Source organism: Micromonospora sp. NPDC050495 (assembly GCF_040655175.1).
Taxonomy (GTDB): Bacteria; Actinomycetota; Actinomycetes; order Mycobacteriales; family Micromonosporaceae; genus Micromonospora.
The window spans coordinates 49,832-69,646 of the sequence record NZ_JBFAJK010000002.1; the positions used below are offsets into that span (position 1 = coordinate 49,832).

The following is a 19,815-nucleotide window of genomic DNA, read 5'->3' on the forward strand; positions in this document are numbered from 1 at the left end:
GTCGGCGCACGAGGGCTGTCCCGGCCTCAGAGAAACCGCCGAAAAACTGTTATGAACGCCTTGTTCGGGCGGTCGCCAGCGGCCCGGCCGAGTGGCGCAGCACCCGGGACGGGCCAAATAAGAAAACGACCCTCTTGAATGCTCGCGAGCATTCTGGCAGTCTCCACAGCCATCAGACGTCTTACGTCGACGCCCCCAACCGGAGATCGGCAACCGGTGCCACCGGCGGCCTGTTGTTAGCGCTAACACCACCCGGGTGCACCACCCGCCCCACCACCGACCGACCTTGCTTCGAGAGGACCTGCGATGCCCGAATCCTGCTCAGGGATCAGCCGCCGACGGCTGCTCGCGGGTGGCGCGAGCCGCACCGCCGGCACCTTCCACGAGGGCGCCATCGTCGCCGGCTACCCGTCCGACTCCACCGAGAACTCGGTCCGGGCCAACGTCGTGGCCGCGGGCCGCCGCTAGTCGAAGCCCCTCGCACACCTCGGGAGACCTGATGTTCAGATCCATTCGTCCCGCGCTGCGCAGGGCGGTGCTGACCGGTGCCACGGCGGCGAGCGTGCTTGCCGTGGGAGCCGTGGTGGCGCCCGCTCCGCCGGCGTTCGCGGCCATGGCGACGATCTATGCCGCGCCGTCCGGCTCCGGCACCGCCTGCACCGCGGCGCAGCCGTGCTCGCTGTCCGCCGCCCAGTCCGCGGTGCGATCCCTCACGAGCAACATGACCGACGACATTGTCGTCCAGGTGGCCGACGGCGTGTACCGGCTGTCGGCGCCGCTGCGGTTCACCGCGGCCGACTCCGGGACCAACGGTCACACGGTGAGCTGGCAGGCCGCCCCGTCGGCGCGGCCGGTGATCAGCGGTGCCCGCGCCGTCACCGGATGGTCGGTGGCCGACAGCGGGAAGAACATCTGGCGGGCCAACGTCGGCACCGGCGTCGATCCCCGGCAGCTCTACGTCAACGGCGCCCTCGCCGTACGGGCACGCACCACGCTCAACCGCGCGGACTTCACTTTCAACGGATCCGGGATGCGGTTCTCCAACAGCTCGCTGACCTACCTGAACAACCTGGCCAACCAGAGCCGCATCCAGGTGGAGAGCGTCAACTCCTTCACCGACCGGTACGTCTCGGTGCAGAGCATCAGCGGGAACGCCATCACGATGCAGCAACCCGGCTGGAACAACAACAACTTCGGGTACGACGTCCTCAACAGCCCGCACCGGGCCGGACCGCTCTATCTCACGAACGCCTACGAATTCCTCGACTCGCCGGGGGAGTGGTACCTGAACACCGGCACCGGGACGCTCTACTACATCCCGCTGTCCGGCCAGAACATGAGCACCGCCAGCGTGGAACTGCCGGTCCTGCAGTCGCTGGTGGGCGTGGGCGGCACGTACGACGCACCGGCACACCACCTCTCGTTCTCCGGCATCACCTTCACCGGCACGAGCTGGCTGGGCGCCAGCAGCAACCAGGGCTACGCCGACCAGCAGACCGGCTCCTACATCGCCGGTAACTGGTCGTGGCCCAGCTTCGGATCCTGCAACGAGGGGTGTCAGCAGTTCGAAGCCGCCCGGCCCAACTGGAGCCAGATGCCCGCCGCGGTGCAGGTCTCCGCCGCCAACAACATCACCTTCACCAACGACCAGTTCGTCAACCTCGGCCAAACCGCGATAGGCATCGGCAACGACGCCAACGCCCACGCCAGCGGGGTCGGACTGGGCGCCAGCAACATCACGGTGAGCCGCTCGGAGATCGCCCGCAACGCGGCCGGCGGCATCGTGGTGGGCGGTGTGCGGGCCGACGCCCACCACCCCAGCGACTCCCGGATGGTCAACCGGGACATCACCATCAGCAACAACCGGATCCACGACCTCGGCCTGGAATACCGCGGCGTCGTCTCCGCCTTCACCACCTACGTCACCAACGCGACCCTGTCGTACAACGAGGTCTACAACATGCCGTACACCGGCATCTCCATCGGGTACGGCTGGGGCGCGAACGATGCCGGCGGCAGCAACCACTACGTCGACCGCGGCCTCTACAACTACCAGCCGCGCTACTCCACGCCGACCACCGCGTCGAACAACCGGCTCATCGGCAACTACGTCCACGACGTCATGCAGCAGATGACCGACGGCGGGTGCATCTACACCCTCTCGGCGAATCCGAGCGGATTGATCCGCGACAACTACTGCCTGCGGACCAACGGCTGGTTCGGGCTCTACTTCGACGAGGGTTCCCGCTACTACACCGCCACCAACAACGTCTTCTCGTCCATCGGCACCTGGGCCACCGCCAACTACTGGTTCGCGGAGAACATGGGCAATTTCACGCTCACCAACAACTGGAGCACCAGCAGCGGCACCAACGTGACCAACGGTGACCGCGGCAACGTGGTCTCCGGCAACGTGACGGTCACCAACAACAACTGGCCGTCCGGGGCCCAGGCCGTGATGACGTCGGCCGGGGTCCAGTCGTCGGACCCGCCGACCGGCGGTCGTCAGCTCGTGGGTGGCCAGTCGGGCCGCTGCGTCGACGTGCCGAACGCCACGACGGCCAACGGCACCCAGATGCAGTTGTGGGACTGCACCGGCCAGGCCAACCAGTCGTGGACGTACACGTCGGGCAAGCAACTACAGGTGTACGGCAACAAGTGCCTCGACGCCTCGGGTCAGGGCACGGCCAACGGCACCCAGGTGATCATCTGGGACTGCAACGGGCAGACCAACCAGCAGTGGAACGTCAACTCCAACGGCACGATCACCGGTGTGCAGTCGGGGCTGTGCATGGACGCCAACGGCGCGGCCACGGCCAACGGCACGAAGGTCATCCTCTGGTCCTGCAACGGCCAGACCAACCAGCAGTGGACCCTGAGGTAAGGACGGACACATGAGGTCTCATCCCGGCGGCGCCCTGCGCCGCCTCGCCACCGCCCAACTGGCCCGCGCCCGAACGATCACCATGGCGCTGGCCATGGTGGTCGTCGCCGCCACCACCGGGACGTTCCTGACGGCTTCGCCGGCCCAGGCCGCCACGTCGATCACCATCAACGGCTCGTCGGGGGGCCGGGTGTTCGACGGTGTCGGCGCGATCAGCGGCGGCGGCGGCAACAGCCGCCTGCTCATCGACTATCCGGAACCGCAGCGCACCCAGCTGCTGGACTACTTGTTCAAGCCCGGCTACGGCGCGGGGGTGCAGCTGCTCAAGCTTGAGATCGGCGGGGACACCAACACGACGTCCGGCGCCGAGCCGAGCCACGAACACACGCGTGGCGTGGTGAACTGCGACCGTGGGTACCAGTGGTGGCTCGCCGAACAGGCCAGGGCCCGCAACCCCGGCGTCCGGCTGGTGGGCCTGACCTGGGGTGCTCCCGGCTGGATCGGCAGCGACTTCTGGACCACCGATTCGATCAACTATCTGCTGCACTGGCTCGGGTGTGCCACCTCCCACGGACTGACCGTCGACTACCTCGGCGGGTGGAACGAGAAGGGCTTCAACGCCACCTGGTACAAGAACCTGCGGGCCGCGCTCGACGCCGGCGGGTACTCCGCCGTGAAGATCGTCGCCTCGGACGACTTCGGCTGGGGCGCCGCCGACGAAGCCCTCCGTGATCCGGCCTTCGGCCGGGCCGTGGCGGTCTTCGGCTCGCACTACGTGTGCGGGTACCGCAGCGCCCAGACCAACTGCCCGAGCTCCAGCAACGCCGTGAACAGCGGCAAGCCGCTGTGGGCCAGCGAGAACGGGTCCGACGACTACAACGCCGGTGCGAACGCGCTCGCCCGGGGCATCAACCGCGGCTACCTCGACGGGAAGATGACCGCGTACATCAACTGGCCGATCATCGCGGCCATCACGCCGAACATCCCGTGGGCCACCATGGGCGTCGCGGTCGCCCCGCAGCCGTGGTCGGGCTACTACTCGATCGGTAAGAACGCCTGGGTGATGGCGCAGACCACGCAGTTCGCCACCCCGGGCTGGCGCTATCTCGACTCCTCCAGCGGCTACCTGGGCGGCAACCGCAACAACGGCAGCTACGTGTCCCTCCGGTCGCCCACCGGAAGCGACTACAGCACCATCATCGAGACGATGGACGCCACCAGCGCGCAGACCCTCAACTTCACCGTCACCGGGGGACTGTCCCAGGGCACCGTGCACGTCTGGTCCACCAACGTGCGGTCCAACAACCCGGCGGACCACTTCGTGCGCGGCGCCGACCTCACGCCGTCCGGCGGCACCATGTCACTGACCGTCCAGCCCGGCTACGTCTACAGCATCACCACGACGAGCGGGCAGGGGAAGGGCAGCGCGACCAGTCCGGCGCAGGGGACGCTGCCGCTGCCCTACAGCGACACCTTCGACAGCTACCCGGTCGCCGGCGAGGCCAAGTACCTGATGGACGCGCAGGGCTCGTTCGAGATCGTGGCGTGTGGCGGTGGCCGGTCCGGACGGTGCGTACGGCAGATGTCGGAGCAGGCGCCGATCAAATGGACCTCGCAGCTGGCCGAGCCGTACACGCTGCTGGGCGACCTGAGCTGGACCAACTACACCGTCTCGTCCGACGTGATGCTGGAGAAGACCGGCTACGCCCAGCTCATCGGCCGGGCCGCCGCGTACCAGTTCCAGTCGCCGGCCAACCTCAACGGCTACTACCTGCGGGTCAACAGCAGCGGGTCGTGGTCGATCCTGAGCAACAACACCAGCGGCCAGGTGCGAACCCTGGCCAGCGGCACCGTCGCGGCGCTGGGCACCGGGCGCTGGCACACCCTGGCGCTCAAGTTCAGCGGCGCGACCATCACGGCCAGCATCAACGGCACCACCGTCGGCACCGTCACCGACTACACGTCGGGTGCCGGGCAGGTCGGCTACGCCACCGGGCAGGGCATCACCGCCCAGTTCGACAACCTGACCGTGACGCCGGGCAGCGGCGGCACCGGCGGGTCCAGCGGCGTGCTGCGGGGGGTCGGCTCCGGCCGGTGCCTGGACGTGCCGAACGCCAGCCAGACCGATGGCACCCTGCTGAACATCTGGGACTGCAACGGTGGCAGCAACCAGCAGTGGACGGCCACGGCCGGCAACCAGCTGATCGTGTACGGCAACAAGTGCCTGGACGTGCCGGGACACGCGACGTCCGCCGGCACCAGGGTGCAGATCTGGACCTGCAACGGCGGAACGAACCAGCAATGGCGGCTCAACGCCGATGGCACCGTGGTCGGGGTGGAGTCGGGGCTGTGCCTGGACGTGAGCAACGCCGCGACCGGCAACGGCAGCCCGGTCGCGATCTGGACCTGCAACGGCGGCGACAACCAGCGTTGGACCCGCAGCTGAGCCGACGCTAGCCGGGTGCCTGACCTGCGGAGAGCGGGTCAGGCACCCGCGTCGGCGATCAGGTGAGCGGGTCGCCTGGCGGTGGGGTCAGCGGTAGCCAGCTGATAAGTCCGGCTTCGTGCAGGGCGGGCCAGAGCGCGGCGGGTATCGCGGCTGATGCCCGCTGGACGGTTTCGTGCACCTGCCGGGCGCTGCCCAACCCGATCGTCGTCGACACGACGGCCGGGTGTGCGCCGGCGTACGCGAGGGCGGCCGCGGGCAGCGTCGTGCCGTGGTCCTCGCAGATTCCGGCGATCCGGGTGGCTCGGTCGAGAAGTTCCGCGGGGACCGGCTGGTAGTTGTAGCTGGCGTTGGTCGGCGGGCGTTCCCGGGCCAACAGGCCGGAGTTGTAGACGCCGGCGATGACGACCGCGACGTCCTGTCGTCGGGCGGCGGGCAGCAGGTCCCTCAGGGCGCCCTGTTCGAGCAGGGTGAACCTGCCGGCACACATGACCACGTCGATGTCCGTCTGCTCGACGAGGCGGGTCAGCATCCGGGACTGGTTCATGCCTGCGCCGATCGCCCCGATGACCTTCTGCTCGCGCAGTTCGATGAGGGCGGGTATCGCTTCGGTGATGGCCTGCTCGGCGTGGTCGTCGGGATCGTGGAGGTAGACGATGTCGATCCGGTCCAGGCCGGTGCGGGTGAGGCTCGCTTCCAGGCTGCGACGTACGCCGTCGCGGCTGAAGTCCCACACCCGCCGGAGATCGGCCGGAACGTCGAAGCCTTCCGCGTCACGGAGGTGCGCGGTGTGCGGGGACGGGGTCAGGAGCCGTCCGACCTTGGTCGACACGACATACTCGTCCCGGGGCCGGCGGCGCAGGGCGGCACCGAGTCGTCGTTCCGACAGGCCGAGCCCGTAGTGCGGCGCGGTGTCGAAGTAGCGCATGCCCGCGTCCCAGGCGGCGTCGATCGCGGCCGCGATGTCTTCCTCGCTTCTGGCGCTGTACAGGTTGCCGGCCTGCGCGGCGCCGAAGCTCAGCGTGCTCACCGCTACCGCGGGCCGGCGTGGCAGCGCTACCTGCCTGATCACCGGCGCCCCGCCGTGGGTGTGGTGCTGATCCTGGATCACCGACATCACCTCCGGTGCTCGTTGCTGTTCCTGGGTCGGCCCGTTCGTCGGGCCGGTGCTGCCGGCCGGCACCGTTCCGGGCCGCGGTCCAGCGGTGGGGTCAGCCCGGTTCGCGGGCGTTCTGGCCGGGCTCGTCGGGCGGTGTTCGGTCAGCGTCCGAGCCAGCCGCCGTCGACCGGGATGGCGGCGCCGTGCACGTAGTCGGACGCGGTGCTGGCCAGGAAGACGGCGGTGCCGGCCAGGTCGTCGGGGCGTCCCCAACGGCCGGCCGGGATGCGGGCGACGATCGCGGCGTTGCGGTCCTGGTCCGCTCGCAGGGCTTCGGTGTTGTCGGTGGCGATGTAGCCGGGAACGATCGCATTGACGTTGACGCCGTGGCCCGCCCATTCGTTGGCGAGCGCCCGGGTGAGGCCGATCAGCCCGGACTTGGCCGCGGTGTAGCCGGGCACGTTGATGCCGCCCTGGAAGCTGAGCAGCGAGGCGGTAAAAACGATCTTCCCCCGGCCGCGGGCCAGCATGCTGTTCCCGACCTGGCGGGTCAGGATGAACTGGGCGGACAGGTTCACCGCCAGGACTTCGTCCCAGATGGCGTCGTCGTGCTGCGCGGCCGGGGCGCGTTTGATGGTGCCGGCGTTGTTGACCAGGATGTCGACCGGCCGGTCGCCGTGCTGGAGCCGGTCGGCCAGGTCGGTGACGGCGGCGCGGTCGGTGAAGTCCACCCGGCGTCCGGTGAAAGCGCGGCCGTGGCCGCGGACGCGCTTCTCGACCTCGCTGCCGGTGGCTTCGAGGTGGGCGCTGACGGCGACGATGTCGGCGCCGGCGGCAGCGAGGGCGTCGGCGATGGCCAGGCCGATGCCGCGCCGGGCACCGGTGACGACGGCCAGCCGGCCGGACAGGTCAAAAGGATTCATGCGGTGACCTCCCGGCAGTCGATCAGGACCTTCATGACGGTGCCGCCGCCGTCGAGGGCGGCAAAGGCGGCGGCGGCGTTGGCGAGCGGCTCGACGTGGGTGATGAGCGTCCGGGCCGGGATGGTGCCGTCGGTGAGCAGGTCGATCGCCGTTTGGTAGTCGGCGCGCTCGTACACCCGGGCGCCGACCAGGGACAGCTCGCGCCAGAAGAACCGGAACACGTCCAGCTCGCGTGGCTGGTTGTGGATGCCCACCACGACCAGCCGGCCGCGGGTGGCCAGCAGGTCCACGGCGGTGGTGAGGCCAGCCGCCGAGCCGGAGACCTCGAAGGCGACGGCCGGTCCGGCGCCGGCGGTCCAGGCATCCACCTCGGCGGCCACGTCGCCGAGCGCAGGGTCGAGGGCGCGGATGCCGAGCTTTTCGGCGACCGCTCGACGGTGCGGGTCCACTTCCAGGACGACAACCTCGGCACCGGCCGCGTCCGCCACCCGGGCGATCAGGATGCCGACCGGGCCGCCGCCGACCACCAGCGCCTTGTCGCCGCGACGCAGGTCGGCGCGGCGTACGTCGTGCACCGCGACCGCGGTGGGTTCGACCAACGCCGCGTGGAGCAGGGAAAGGTCCTCGGGTAGGGGGATGACCAGCTCGGCCGGCACGGTCCACTGCTGCTGCATGGCGCCCGGGGAGTCGATGCCGACGAACTCGAGCCGGTGACAGATGTGCTGATGCCCGGCGAGGCAGGCGGGGCACGAGCCGCACCACCGCAGTGGCATGACGGTGACCGGCATGCCGACACTGAGGCCGTCGACTCCCGGGCCGAGGGCGGCGACGCGGCCGGACATCTCATGTCCGATCGGCTGGGGGATCTGTACCCGGTGGTCCATCGTGCCGTGCAGGATGTGCAGGTCGGTACCGCAGATGCCGGTGTAGGCGACGTCGATCTGCACCTGACCGGTGCCGGGAGGGATGGCGGGGCGGTCCTCGACCACCATCGTCGAGTTGCCCGCGTACAGAGCTGAACGCATGCTAGTCCTTCCCTGTTGTCCGGTGGCCGCGGCGGCCGCGGTCACGCCCTTACCGCTCTTCGGCCAGGTGGCGGCGCAGCCAGCTTTCCGTCGTGATGACGTGCATCAGGGCGGCTGCCTGTGCCTGGATCGCGTCACCGGCGGCGAGCGCCAGGTAGATCGCCTCGTGCTCACGCAGCGTCTGGCCGGCCGCGTCGGCGTCGACGAGTCCGCGCCAGACGCGGGCCCGCACCGTCCGGCTGGAGATGCCCTCCAGGACCGTGGACAGCGTCTCGTTGCCGGTGGCGGCGACGACCGCACGGTGGAACGCGGCGTCATGCTGGTTGAGCAGTTCCACGTCGTCGGCGGCCGCACGCATCGCCTCCAGGTGTGCCTGGACCACGGCGAGCTGCTGGGGCGTGATGCGCGTGGCGGCCAGGCCGGTGGCGGCGGGTTCGAACAGCCGCCGCACCTCGGTCAGCTCGAGCATCGAGTCACCCTGCAACAGCTCGACCGCACCGCCGATGCTCTCCAGCAGCAGCCGCGGCTCGAGGCTGGTGACGAAGGTGCCGTTGCCCCGGCGCACCTCCAGCACGCGGGCGGCAACCAGGACCCGTACCGCCTCCCGCATGATGTTGCGTCCTACCCCGAGCTCCGTGGCCAGCTGCTGCTCGGGTGGGAGCCGGGTGCCGGGCGGCAGCTCGCCGGACTGGATCAGCTCACGCAGGCGCGTCATCGCCTTCTCGGTCAGCGACATGTCGGGACCCCTCGGTCGGGTTCCGCTCGCCCAGCGGACAGCGGGTGGTGGCGGGGGCAAACCTAGCAGGGTGATCCCATGTCTGGGAACCGATGGGACGTCGCCACGCGTCACGGGTATCGGGCAGAGCCGGTGGAATTACCCATAGATCCCCATGTTTCGGTCGGCGTATAGACGCGGCCCATGGGACGGGCTTATAAAGACATCCCACGGCATGCGTGTTACCGGCGGATCACGAGACCGCCGCCGGCAGGCTCAGCGAATGGACGGGGTGGGGTGCGGTGACCGAGGTGATCAGCGCGATCGAGGCGGTCGACGTCCGGTTTCCCACCTCCCAGGAGCTGGACGGGTCCGACGCGATGAACCCGGAGCCGGACTACTCGGCGACGTACGTGACCCTCCGCACCAGCGCCGGCGCACAGGGGTTCGCGCTGGCCTTCACGGTCGGGCGGGGCAACGACGTCCAGCAGGCCGCCGTCCAGGCGCTGGCGCCGCTGGTGGTCGGACTGCCGGTCGACGATGTCCTCGGCGACCTGCGGGGCTTCTCGGCCAGGATGACCGGGGACAGCCAGATGCGCTGGCTCGGCCCGCACAAGGGTGTCATCCACATGGCCGCCGGGGCGATTGTGAACGCGGCCTGGGATCTGTACGCGCGCCGGGAGGGCAAACCGCTGTGGCGGTTGCTGGCCGAGATGCCGCCGGCGCAGTTGGTGAGCATGATCGACTTCAGGTACCTGCGCGACGCGCTCACCCCGGACGAGGCGCTGGACATCCTGCATCGTGCCCAGCCCGGTCGAGCCGAGCGGCAGCAGCAGTTGATCGCCGAGGGCTATCCGGCCTACACCACCACCCCGGGCTGGCTCGGCTACACCGACGAGAAGCTGGTGCGGCTGGCCAAGGAAGCGGTGGCCGACGGGTTCCAGCTGATCAAGCTGAAGGTCGGAGCGGACAACGCCGCCGACGTCCGGCGGATGGGACTGGCCCGTGACGCCGTGGGCGCGGGGGTGCGGATCGCCGTGGACGCCAATCAGGCGTGGGGGGTCGAGCAGGCGATCGACTGGCTGAGATCCCTCGCGCCGTACGAGCCGTACTGGATCGAGGAACCGACCTCACCCGACGACATCCTGGGCCACGCCACCATCCGGCGGGCGGTGGCGCCGATCAAGGTGGCCACCGGCGAGCACTGCCACAACCAGGTCATGTTCAAGCAGTTGCTGCAGGCGCAGGCGATCGATGTGCTGCAACTGGACGCGACGCGAGTGGCCGGCGTCAACGAGAACATCGCGATCCTGCTGCTGGCGGCCAAGTACGGCGTGCCCGTCTGCCCGCACGCCGGTGGGGTGGGCCTGTGCGAGATGGTTCAGCATCTGGCGATGTTCGACTATGTCGCCGTCAGTGGCAGCACCGACGACCGGTTCATCGAGTATGTCGACCACCTGCACCAGCACTTCGTCAACCCGGTGACCGTTCGAAAGGGCCGTTACCTCGCGCCGCAGGCGCCGGGCATGAGCGCCCAGATGCATTCCCAGTCGGTCACCGCGTACCACTACCCGAACGGCCCGCGCTGGAACCTCGCGGGAACACCGACCGAGCACCTCTGAATCCCTCTTTTGAGCGCCGTCCGAACAGGAGCCGCGATGAAACCGAGAAGGACCGCCGCAGCCGCCGCCCTCGTCATGTCCGCGGCGCTGCTGCTGACCGCGTGCGGCGGCGACAACTCATCCACCGGGGGCGGCGGTGGCGCCGCAATCGTCGGCGTCGACTACCCGCGTTCGGACACCGACTTCTGGAACTCCTACATCAAGTACGTACCGCAGTCCGGTCAGGAACTGGGCCTGGAGCTGAAGACGACCAACTCCCAGAACGACGTGGCGAAGCTGGCCTCCAATGTCCAGACGTTGATCAGCCAGGGGGTCAAGGGCATCGCCATGGCACCCCAGGACACGGCCGCGATCGCGCCCACCCTGCAGAGCCTCGCCAGTAAGAAGATCCCGGTCGTCACCGTCGACACCCGCCCTGACCAGGGAGACGTGTTCATGGTCGTGCGGGCGGACAACCGAGCCTACGGTGAGAAGGCGTGCCACTTCCTCGGTACCAAGCTCAAGGGCACCGGCATGGTGGTCATGTTGCAGGGTGACCTGGCCTCCATCAACGGCCGGGACCGCACCGAGGCGTTCAACGAGTGCATGAAGCAGAACTACCCCGGCATCACCGTCTTCGGCGAGGCCACCAACTGGGACGGGGCGCTCGCCTCCCAGAAGCTGCAGATCCGGCTGACCGAGCACCCTGACATCAAGGGCGTCTACATGCAGTCCAGCTTCGCCCTGGCCGGGACACTGCAACTGCTCAAGCAGCGCAACCGGCTCACCCCGCCGGATGACCCCAAGCACATCTTCGTGGTCTCCAATGACGGCATTCCCAAGGAGTTGCAGGACATCACCGCCGGGAACATCGACGCCACCGTCTCCCAGCCCGCGGACCTGTACGCCAAGTACGCCCTGTACTACCTCAAGGCGGCCATCGACGGCAAAACCTTCCAGGCCGGCCCCACCGACCACGACAGCAAGATCGTCCAAGTCCGCCCGGGCCTGCTGGAGGACCAGCTCTCGGCGCCGCTGGTCACGCTCGACGGCGGCACGTACGGCGGCGTGGCCAGCCTCAAGCCCGACGACAAATCCCTCTGGGGCAACAACATCGGCTGACTTCGGCTCCGAAGGAGATATCCGCACATGAACGGTAACGGGCAGCCTTCCCAACGCTCGTCACCGGCCCGGGATGGCGACGGGCGGGCCCGGTCGGGCCCGCCCGTGGCGGAGGCGATCGACATCAGCAAGCGGTACGGCTCGACGGTGGCGCTCGACCAGGCGCGGATCAGCGTGCTCAGCGGCGAGACCCACGCGCTGGTGGGCCGAAACGGGGCTGGAAAGTCGACCCTTGTGTCGATCCTGACCGGTCTGCAGGCAGCGGACACGGGTCAGATCCGGTTCGCCGGGGCGGACGCACCGCGGCTGTCTGACCGCGACGCGTGGCGGCAGCGGGTCGCCTGCGTCTACCAGAAGTCCACCATCATTCCCGAGCTGACCGTGGCGGAGAACCTCCTGCTGAACCGGTACGACCGCGGCCGCACTGGGTTGATCAACTGGCGTGCCCTGCGGCAGCGCGCCCGGGACCTGCTGGCCCTGTGGTCCGTTGACGTCGATGTCGACAGCAGAGCCGGTGACCTCAGCGTCGAGCAGCGACAGTTCGTGGAGATCGCCCGGGCGTTGTCGTTCGGCGCCCGGTTCATCGTTCTGGACGAGCCCACCGCCCAACTCGACGCGGCCGCTATCGCCCGCCTGTTCGACCACATCCGGGACCTGCAGCAGCAGGGCGTCACGTTCCTGTTCATCAGCCATCACCTGCAGGAGATCTACGAGATCTGCGACATGGTGACGGTCTTCCGCGACGCGCGGCACATCATCACCGCTCCGGTCGCCGGCCTGCCCCGCAACGACCTGGTTGCCGCGATGACCGGCGAAGCCGCGGCGCTGCGGGCGGCACCCACCCGGACCGCGCCGGCCGGACCTGTCGAGGTGGTCCTCGAGGTTTCCGACCTGCGGATAACCGGCCGCTACGAGGACGTGTCGTTCCGGGTCCGGTCGGGCGAGATCGTCGGCCTGGCCGGCGCCGGTGGCAGTGGCAGGACAGCGGTCGCCGAATCCATCGTCGGACTTCGCACCCCCGACACGGGCACGGTCACCGTCGGCGGTCACCGACCCCGCCCCGGTGACGTCAACGCCGCCCTGGCAGCGGGCGTCGGATTTGTGCCGCAGGACCGGCACCATCAGGGCCTGGTGCCCGGCATGTCGATCGCAGACAACGCCACCATGACCATCCCGGAAAGGCTCGGCAGGGCCGGCTTCCTGAGTGCCCACCGCCGGGACGCGATCGCCAGCCGCCTGGTCGACGATCTGGCCATCAAAACCCCTGGCCCGGACCTGCAGGTGTCCGGGCTCTCCGGCGGCAACCAGCAGAAGGTCGTGATGGCTCGTGCCCTGGCCAACGACCCTCGCGTACTGGTGCTCGTCACGCCGACGGCGGGTGTCGACGTGCGCTCCAAGGAGTTCCTCCTCAACAAGGTCGACGAGGTGGCTGATGCCGGCACCGGTGTCCTGGTCGCCTCCGACGAACTCGACGACCTACGGATCTGCGACCGCGTCCTGGTGATGTTCCAGGGTCGCATCGTCGCGGAGATGCCCACGGGCTGGCGTGACCACGACCTCGTAGCCGCCATGGAAGGACTGACCGTCGATGCCTGAAACCATGACGAGCGCGAATGCGGCCGCTGCCGGCGGGGCCGTCGCGGCCGGGCCACCACCCGGTCGACGGGTCGGCAAGCTCGCCATAGCGCGGCTGCGAGACCTCGCCCTGGTCCCCGCGATCGTGCTCATCGCGATCGTCGGCCAGATCATCAACTCGGTCTTCCTGCAACCGGACAACCTCATCAACATCGCGCAGACCATGTCGGAGATCGCGCTGCTGGTGCTGGCTCAGACGATCGTGCTGGTGGCCGGCAAGATGGACCTGTCGCTGGAGTCGACATTCGGCCTGGCTCCAGGCGTCGCAGCATGGATGACCGTCGCGGTCGGAGCCGGCCATGGGACCGGGCTGTTGTCCGGCGCCTGGTCGATCCCGATCACCCTGCTGGTGGGCGCGCTCATCGGGATCGCCAACGCCGCGCTGATCGTCCGGTTCGGACTGCACGGGTTCATCGTCACCCTGGGCATGCTCATCGTCCTACGCGGCCTGCTCACCGGGATCTCCGGCGGCCAGACCTTCTTCAACCTGCCCGAGTCGATGATGTATCTCGGTACTGCCGTCTGGCTCGGCGTTCCCGCGTCCATCTGGATCTGCCTCGCCCTCTTCGCCGCCGGGATCGTTCTGCTCGGCTACACCAGCTTCGGTCGGTCGCTGTACGCGATCGGCGGCAACGTCGACGCCGCGAAGGCCGCCGGTATCCGCACCGACCGCGTGCTGTGGGCCGCGCTGGTCATCGCCAGCGTCCTGGCCGCGCTGGGCGGTCTCCTGCTCTCCGGCCGCCTCGCCTCCGTCGCGGCATCCCAAGGTAACGGCGCCATCTTCACCGTCTTCGCCGCGGCGGTCATCGGCGGCGTCAGCCTCAACGGTGGCAAAGGCACCATGTTCGGCGCCTTCACCGGCATCCTGCTGCTGTTCATGATCCAAAACGTGCTGACCCTCGCCGGCGTGCCCGCGCAGTGGATCGGCGCCCTCAACGGCGCCATCATCCTGGTCGCGCTGGTCGTTTCCCGCATAACCGGTGGCAAGGCCCATGAGTAGCCGGCCCGGTGCGCGCACCAAGCCAGAATCCCGATGACGAGGGAGGCGACGTGGAAACCGACATCGTCGATGCCCACCACCACCTGTGGGACCGGAGCCGCCACCCGCAGCCCTGGATAGACCCGCATGCGATGAGCGCCATCGACGCCGATTTCGGCCCGGCCGACCTCGCCGCGGCTACCCGCGCAACCGGCGTCACCCAGATGGTGGTGGTACAGGCGGTCCACTCCGTGGCCGAGACGGCCGACCTGCTGGACACGGCCGCCGCCAGTGACCTCATCGTCGGTGTCGTCGGCTGGCTCGACATCACCGCGGACGACGCTCCCCAGGCCATCCAGAAGATGACAACCGGCAAACTCGTCGGCGTCCGACACCTGGTCCAGGGCGAAACCGACCCAGCCTTCCTCGACAGAGCCGCCGTCCGGCGAGCCATCGCCGCGACCGCCGACGCGGGAATCGTGTTCGACCTGGTGATCCGCCATCACCAGCTTGCGGCAGCGACCCGCCTCGCCGCCGACCTGCCACAGGTGTCCTTCGTGCTGGACCATCTCGGCAAACCACCACTGGCCGACGGGGACCTGCACGACTGGGCCCGCGACCTGCGGGCCATGGCCCGGCTGCCGAATGTGACGGCCAAGCTTTCCGGCCTGGTCACCGAGGCGGACTGGCGCACCTGGACCCGCCGAGACGTCGAGCCCGCCGTCGCGCACGCCCTGGAGGTCTTCGGTCCCGAGCGGATGATGTTCGGCTCCGACTGGCCGGTCTGTCTCCTCGCCACCACCTACCAGCGCTGGATCGACCTGGTCGCCGAGCTGCTCACCGGTTGTAGCGAGATCGAGCGACGTGCGATCTGGCACCAGACCGCGCGCCGCACCTATCGGCTGCCACCCCCACCGCCGCAATCGTGACCCAACCACTTCCCGCCGCCGCCCGGTGAGCCGCGGAGTGCGCCCTTGAGCACGTGTCGACAGACCAACCCGGAAGGCCATGGTATGCAGCGCTACGGCTCCGTCATCCGGCTGCGCCCCGAACATCGGGACACCTACCTGCGGCTGCACGCCGCGGTATGGCCAGAGGTCGAACAGGTGCTGCTGGCCGCCAACATCCGCAACTACACGATCTTCCTGCACGGCGATCTGCTGTTCGGATACTACGAGTACGTCGGTCACGACCATGACGCCGATCAGGCCCGCATCGCGGCCGACCCGCACACCCAGCAATGGTGGAAACTGACCGATCCCTGCCAGCAGTCACTGGCCGAACCTCACTCCGGACAGTGGTGGGCTCCGATGCAGCAGGTGTGGCACCTCACCGAGCCCACACCGCCCACCGGGCCGAACGTGACACCTGGCACCGGACCGAGCCAACCGTCGACCGTCGGCGCCCCTCCGGCCCACCCCTGACGCCCCCTGAAGGAGATGCCATGCGGCTCGCACGCCTCGGACCGGCGAGCAGAGAAGTCCCGACCATCGTCCTCGACGGCACTCCCTTGGACCTGCGGCCGATCACCGACGACATCGGCCCGGCCTTCCTCGCCTCAGGTGGCCTCGAGCGGACCGCCGACGCCGTGGCCGCCGGCTCGCTCCAACCCCTCCACGGCGCGGCGGACCTCCGTGTCGGCGCGCCGATCTCCCGGCCTGGCAAGATCGTCTGTATCGGGCTCAACTACCGCGACCACGCCGCCGAGACCGGCGCCGCGATCCCGACCGAACCAGTCGTCTTCCTGAAGGACCCCGCCACGGTCGTCGGCCCGTTCGACACCGTGCTGATTCCACGCGGGTCGACCAAGACCGACTGGGAGGTGGAACTCGGCGTCCTCATCGGCCGCACGGCACGCTACCTCGACACACCCGACGACGCCCTCGCGTACGTCGCGGGTTATCTGATCTCGCACGACGTGTCGGAGCGCGAGTTTCAGCTCGAACGCGGCGGCCAATGGGACAAGGGCAAGAGCTGCGAGACCTTCAACCCGGTGGGCCCCGAGTTCGTCACCGCCGACGAGGTGGGCGATCCGCAGGATCTGCGGCTGAGCCTGTCGGTGAACGGCGTGAAGCGCCAGGACGGCACAACTGCCGACATGGTCTTTCCCGTCGACCATCTGGTCTGGTACCTCAGCCAGTACATGGTCCTCGAACCCGGCGACCTGATCAACACCGGCACGCCCGCAGGCGTCGCGATGGGTCTGCCCGACCAGCCCTACCTGCGTGCAGGCGATGTGGTCGAACTCGGGATCACCGGCCTGGGCACGGCTCGGCAGCCGTTCAGGCAGGCGTGATGGGTGAGTTCAGCGGCCTGGTCGCCGCCGTTACCGGGGGAGCGGCTGGCATCGGCCGCGCGACGGCCGAGCTGCTCGCCACGCGGGGTGCCCGGGTGGTGGCACTGGACCGCACACCTGGCGAACCGCCGGCCGGAGTGATGGGCATCGGCTGTGATGTCACCGACCGCGCGTCCGTACGCGCGGCGATGGCGAGGATTCAGGAGACCCATGGGGGCCTCGATGTCCTCGTCAACAATGCGGGCGTCAGCGCGGTGGGCACCGTGGAGGACAACGGTGACGAAGAGTGGCACCGGGTACTCGACGTGAATGTCGTGGGAATGGCGCGAGCGACCGCCGAGGCACTGCCGATGCTCCGCGCGTCCGCGCATGCCGCCGTCGTCAATGTCTGCTCGATCGCCGCGCTCAACGGTCTGCCCCAGCGGGCGCTCTACAGCGCCAGCAAGGGCGCGGTGCTGGCGCTGACCTTCGCCATGGCCACCGACCACGTCCGCGAGGGCATCCGGGTCAACTGCGTGTGCCCCGGCACCGTCCACACCGGCTTCGTGGACCGGATGCTTCAGAAGTTCGCTGACCCGGTGGCCGAGAAGGCGGCGCTCGACAGCCGTCAGGCGACCGGACGCATGGTCGACCCGGCGGAGGTCGCGGCTGCGATCGCCTATCTCGCCGGACCGCTGGCGGTCTCGACGACCGGCACCGCGCTCGACGTGGACGGCGGCGTCACGCACCTGCGGCTGCGCCCGGCCCCGTCGTGACCAGCCGCCTAGCGACGCAGACGAGTCGGGTCGCCCGGTCCACTGCGGCGCACCACCCATGCCTCGGTGATGTGGGTGAACATCGCCTCCGCCGCGCCGTCCGGATCGTGCGCCGCGATCCGCTCGTAGACGCGGCGGTGGCCGGCGTTGGACGCCACGCACAGGGCGCGCTCGGTGCGACCCATGTAGCGGGCGGTGTTGACCACCTGGCTCTCCAGGGCGCGTACGACGGCCCGGGCGATGCGGTTTCCCGATGCCTGCATGACGGTGTCGTGGAAGGCGCGGTCGTGCTGATGGTAGGCGACGTGGTCGTCTACCAGCTCGTCCATCTGGTCGACCAGGATGCGTAGTTGGTCGATGGCCGCATCGTCGGCGAGTCGGGCGGCGACGTTGGCCATGTCGGACTCCAACAGGCGGCGGGTCACGACCAGGTCGTCGAGGACGGCAAGGCTCTCGTCCCCGGCGATGGTGGCGCCCAGGATGAGCTCGTCGAGCATGTTCCACATCGCCGGTGGGGTGACCATGGTGCCGGCGCCCTGGCGGACCTGCACCAGCCCCTTCTCCTGGAGGATCTTCACCGCCTCGCGGACGACGGTGCGGCTGACCGAGAAGGTTTCGCAGAGCACCGGCTCAGGCGGTAGCGGCGAACCCGACGGGTGGAGGCCGCGGACGATCCGTTCCACCAGTTCCGCCGTGACCGCCGCAGCGAGGTTGGCCGGTCGCCGAGTCCAGGCCGGGGGTGGTGTCGAGACGCCCTCGTCCGACTGCGCTGATGCCGTCATATCACCCTCCGCGACCCGTGAGCGGGCACGGACCCGCCCACGTACTATATGCCGTTCCGTTGACATCATACGTCATACGAGTTATGTTCCTGCCCAATCCTCCACCACTGCCGGCCCGCCGGCCACCTCGGGAGAGTGAGCAGCAATGAAGCAGCGAGCACTGTGGTCGGCGGTCCTGGTCGTCGGGCTGGCCTTGGCCGGCTGCGGAAGCGCCTCTGACTCGGACTCCTCGTCCGGCGGATCGGACGGCAAGCTGGTCGTCTGGGACTGGAAGTCGGGCGACGCGTCCGCGGCCTCATACATCCAGAAGGCGAAGGCCGACTTCGCCAAGAAGCACCGCAACGTGACGGTCGAGTTCGTCGCGCAGCCCTTCGATCAGTACTACACCTTGCTGGGCGCCGCCATCCAGGCCGGCAAGGGACCGGACGTCATGCTCTTCAATGGCGGCGGGCAGATCCGCGACCGGGTGGACGCGCTCCTACCGCTGGACCAGTACGTCGGTGAGGACAAGCAACGCCTCGCGGGCTGGGATGCCTTCACCAAGGACGGCAAGACCTACGCCGCCCCGGTGACCCTCCAGGGCCACCCCATCTACTACAACAAGTCGCTCTACAAGAAGGCGGGGCTCGACCCGGATCGCCCCGCCACCACCTGGAGCGAGTTCATCGCCAACTGCCAGACCATCACCAAGGCGACCGGCGTCAAATGCTTCGCGGAGGGCAACAAGGAGGGCTACGGCATCCAGTTCTTCCTGTCCGGCCTCGGCTCCGGCATCCTCACCCCTCAGGAGTACGACGACTGGATCGCCGGCAAGCGCAACTGGACCTCGCCGAACGTCAAGCAGGTCTTCGCGCTCTGGAAAGAGGTCAACGACAAGGGCTTGAACAACGCCGGGCCCAACTCCACCGCGATGTTCAACGACGCGTTCGCGTTGTTCCAGTCGGGCAAGGCCTCGCATGTCATCGGACTGATGTCGGACATCGGGCACTGGAAGGACTTCGCCGAATTCCTCGACGCCGGCAACGTCGGCGTGATGAAGGCGCCGGTCGTCACGGCCGGGACCACCCCGGGCCTGGCGTACGACGGCGGCATCGGTTACGCGGTCGCGAAGTGGACCAAGGACCCGAAGGTCGCCGCCGACCTGGTGCGGTCGCTGACGTCGAGCGACGCGCTGAAGGCGTTCTACGCCGACGCGGGGGCGATCGCCTCGGACACCACGATCGACGTGTCCGGCGCGGGTCCCGCGGTCGGGACGATCGTGTCGGAGATCAAGGATGGCAAGCCGGCGCTGCACGTGGCCCTGTCGTCCAAAACCCTGGACCTGATGGGGCGGCTGTCCCAGCAGTTGCTCAGCGGCTCGGTCACGGTCGACAAGGCGGTGGACCAGCTGGCCAAGTCCGACCAGGTGGGCTGAGCTCGTGCCACCGCCTGGTTCCTCGTCGGTCCGCCCTGTCGAATCGGGGCGGACCGGCGGGACGCGGCCCGGTCAGCCGGTAGCGGTCCGGGCGACCCGCTCCCGTCGGGTCCGGGACGGCCGGCGCTCCGAACGCCTC

At 68.9% G+C, this 19,815-nt stretch carries 17 protein-coding genes; 12 read left to right on the forward strand and 5 right to left on the reverse strand.

Translation table 11 applies throughout. From position 1 onward, the window contains the following. The first annotated feature begins 306 nt into the window (after nucleotides 1–306). From AB0I11_RS03500 to AB0I11_RS03510, 3 genes are all read left to right on the forward strand, one after another. Nucleotides 307–468: an arabinofuranosidase catalytic domain-containing protein gene (locus AB0I11_RS03500; RefSeq protein WP_357312151.1), complete on the forward strand. Its 162-nt coding sequence runs from the start codon at nucleotides 307–309 to the stop codon at nucleotides 466–468. A gap of 31 nt (nucleotides 469–499) precedes the next feature. Continuing rightward, on the forward strand, nucleotides 500–2,884 hold the full coding sequence (locus tag AB0I11_RS03505) for an RICIN domain-containing protein (protein WP_357312154.1): 2,385 nt from the start codon (nucleotides 500–502) through the stop codon (nucleotides 2,882–2,884). Nucleotides 2,885–2,966: 82 nt separating this feature from the next. Continuing rightward, entirely contained in the window at nucleotides 2,967–5,330 is a 2,364-nt protein-coding gene (locus AB0I11_RS03510; RefSeq protein ID WP_357313456.1) for a ricin-type beta-trefoil lectin domain protein, read from the forward strand. A 58-nt stretch (nucleotides 5,331–5,388) separates the two neighbouring features. Here the strand turns inward: AB0I11_RS03510 and AB0I11_RS03515 are convergent, their stop codons facing one another. From AB0I11_RS03515 to AB0I11_RS03530, 4 genes are all read right to left on the reverse strand, one after another. Next, on the reverse strand, nucleotides 5,389–6,441 hold the full coding sequence (locus AB0I11_RS03515) for an aldo/keto reductase (protein ID WP_357312159.1): 1,053 nt from the start codon (nucleotides 6,439–6,441) through the stop codon (nucleotides 5,389–5,391). Nucleotides 6,442–6,590: 149 nt separating this feature from the next. Next, nucleotides 6,591–7,352, reverse strand: coding sequence for an SDR family oxidoreductase (locus tag AB0I11_RS03520; protein ID WP_357312163.1), 762 nt, complete (start codon nucleotides 7,350–7,352; stop codon nucleotides 6,591–6,593). After that, a complete protein-coding gene (locus tag AB0I11_RS03525) occupies nucleotides 7,349–8,377 on the reverse strand; it encodes an alcohol dehydrogenase catalytic domain-containing protein (RefSeq protein ID WP_357312167.1) in 1,029 nt (342 codons plus the stop codon). Before AB0I11_RS03525 ends, AB0I11_RS03520 begins: the two co-directional genes overlap by 4 nt. Nucleotides 8,378–8,426: 49 nt before the next feature. Continuing rightward, nucleotides 8,427–9,113 (reverse strand): FadR/GntR family transcriptional regulator, encoded by a 687-nt coding sequence (locus AB0I11_RS03530; RefSeq protein WP_357312170.1) that lies wholly within the window; start codon nucleotides 9,111–9,113, stop codon nucleotides 8,427–8,429. A 281-nt stretch (nucleotides 9,114–9,394) separates the two neighbouring features. On the opposite strand from AB0I11_RS03530, the gene AB0I11_RS03535 reads away from it, so the two are divergent. The 8 genes from AB0I11_RS03535 to AB0I11_RS03570 all read left to right on the forward strand — a co-directional run bounded on the left by AB0I11_RS03535 (nucleotide 9,395) and on the right by AB0I11_RS03570 (nucleotide 17,480). Beyond that, nucleotides 9,395–10,714, forward strand: a complete 1,320-nt coding sequence (locus tag AB0I11_RS03535; RefSeq protein WP_357312175.1) for an enolase C-terminal domain-like protein — start codon at nucleotides 9,395–9,397, stop codon at nucleotides 10,712–10,714. 36 nt (nucleotides 10,715–10,750) lie between these two features. Beyond that, nucleotides 10,751–11,815 carry a sugar ABC transporter substrate-binding protein gene (locus AB0I11_RS03540; RefSeq protein ID WP_357312178.1) on the forward strand — a complete coding sequence of 355 codons (1,065 nt, stop codon included), beginning with the start codon at nucleotides 10,751–10,753 and terminating at the stop codon, nucleotides 11,813–11,815. A gap of 27 nt (nucleotides 11,816–11,842) precedes the next feature. Further along, nucleotides 11,843–13,411 (forward strand): sugar ABC transporter ATP-binding protein, encoded by a 1,569-nt coding sequence (locus AB0I11_RS03545; protein ID WP_357312184.1) that lies wholly within the window; start codon nucleotides 11,843–11,845, stop codon nucleotides 13,409–13,411. Beyond that, nucleotides 13,404–14,450 (forward strand): ABC transporter permease, encoded by a 1,047-nt coding sequence (locus AB0I11_RS03550; protein ID WP_357312188.1) that lies wholly within the window; start codon nucleotides 13,404–13,406, stop codon nucleotides 14,448–14,450. The genes AB0I11_RS03545 and AB0I11_RS03550 overlap by 8 nt, the downstream gene beginning before the upstream one ends. A gap of 50 nt (nucleotides 14,451–14,500) precedes the next feature. Continuing rightward, nucleotides 14,501–15,358, forward strand: coding sequence for an amidohydrolase family protein (locus tag AB0I11_RS03555; RefSeq protein WP_357312194.1), 858 nt, complete (start codon nucleotides 14,501–14,503; stop codon nucleotides 15,356–15,358). 84 nt (nucleotides 15,359–15,442) lie between these two features. Beyond that, the gene (locus AB0I11_RS03560; RefSeq protein WP_357312199.1) at nucleotides 15,443–15,853 is read left to right on the forward strand and encodes an L-rhamnose mutarotase; all 411 of its coding nucleotides are present in this window, start codon (nucleotides 15,443–15,445) and stop codon (nucleotides 15,851–15,853) included. Nucleotides 15,854–15,873: 20 nt separating this feature from the next. Then, a complete protein-coding gene (locus tag AB0I11_RS03565; RefSeq protein ID WP_357312204.1) occupies nucleotides 15,874–16,725 on the forward strand; it encodes a fumarylacetoacetate hydrolase family protein in 852 nt (283 codons plus the stop codon). Next, nucleotides 16,725–17,480: an SDR family oxidoreductase gene (locus tag AB0I11_RS03570; RefSeq protein WP_357312209.1), complete on the forward strand. Its 756-nt coding sequence runs from the start codon at nucleotides 16,725–16,727 to the stop codon at nucleotides 17,478–17,480. Before AB0I11_RS03565 ends, AB0I11_RS03570 begins: the two co-directional genes overlap by 1 nt. Nucleotides 17,481–17,488: 8 nt before the next feature. Here the strand turns inward: AB0I11_RS03570 and AB0I11_RS03575 are convergent, their stop codons facing one another. Continuing rightward, the gene (locus AB0I11_RS03575; RefSeq protein ID WP_357312212.1) at nucleotides 17,489–18,262 is read right to left on the reverse strand and encodes a FadR/GntR family transcriptional regulator; all 774 of its coding nucleotides are present in this window, start codon (nucleotides 18,260–18,262) and stop codon (nucleotides 17,489–17,491) included. 145 nt (nucleotides 18,263–18,407) lie between these two features. On the opposite strand from AB0I11_RS03575, the gene AB0I11_RS03580 reads away from it, so the two are divergent. Beyond that, complete coding sequence (locus AB0I11_RS03580) at nucleotides 18,408–19,676, forward strand: extracellular solute-binding protein (RefSeq protein ID WP_357312218.1); 1,269 nt, start codon at nucleotides 18,408–18,410, stop codon at nucleotides 19,674–19,676. The last annotated feature ends 139 nt before the right edge of the window (nucleotides 19,677–19,815 follow it).

Coding starts and splice junctions, on each gene's coding strand:
- AB0I11_RS03500 (WP_357312151.1), top strand. CDS start 307: ATGCCCGAATCCTGCTCAGGGATCAGCCGCCGACGGCTGCTCGCGGGT.
- AB0I11_RS03505 (WP_357312154.1), top strand. CDS start 500: ATGTTCAGATCCATTCGTCCCGCGCTGCGCAGGGCGGTGCTGACCGGT.
- AB0I11_RS03510 (WP_357313456.1), top strand. CDS start 2,967: ATGGCGCTGGCCATGGTGGTCGTCGCCGCCACCACCGGGACGTTCCTG.
- AB0I11_RS03520 (WP_357312163.1), bottom strand. CDS start 7,352: ATGAATCCTTTTGACCTGTCCGGCCGGCTGGCCGTCGTCACCGGTGCC.
- AB0I11_RS03525 (WP_357312167.1), bottom strand. CDS start 8,377: ATGCGTTCAGCTCTGTACGCGGGCAACTCGACGATGGTGGTCGAGGAC.
- AB0I11_RS03530 (WP_357312170.1), bottom strand. CDS start 9,113: ATGTCGCTGACCGAGAAGGCGATGACGCGCCTGCGTGAGCTGATCCAG.
- AB0I11_RS03540 (WP_357312178.1), top strand. CDS start 10,751: ATGAAACCGAGAAGGACCGCCGCAGCCGCCGCCCTCGTCATGTCCGCG.
- AB0I11_RS03545 (WP_357312184.1), top strand. CDS start 11,843: ATGAACGGTAACGGGCAGCCTTCCCAACGCTCGTCACCGGCCCGGGAT.
- AB0I11_RS03550 (WP_357312188.1), top strand. CDS start 13,404: ATGCCTGAAACCATGACGAGCGCGAATGCGGCCGCTGCCGGCGGGGCC.
- AB0I11_RS03560 (WP_357312199.1), top strand. CDS start 15,443: ATGCAGCGCTACGGCTCCGTCATCCGGCTGCGCCCCGAACATCGGGAC.
- AB0I11_RS03565 (WP_357312204.1), top strand. CDS start 15,874: ATGCGGCTCGCACGCCTCGGACCGGCGAGCAGAGAAGTCCCGACCATC.
- AB0I11_RS03570 (WP_357312209.1), top strand. CDS start 16,725: ATGGGTGAGTTCAGCGGCCTGGTCGCCGCCGTTACCGGGGGAGCGGCT.
- AB0I11_RS03575 (WP_357312212.1), bottom strand. CDS start 18,262: ATGACGGCATCAGCGCAGTCGGACGAGGGCGTCTCGACACCACCCCCG.
- AB0I11_RS03580 (WP_357312218.1), top strand. CDS start 18,408: ATGAAGCAGCGAGCACTGTGGTCGGCGGTCCTGGTCGTCGGGCTGGCC.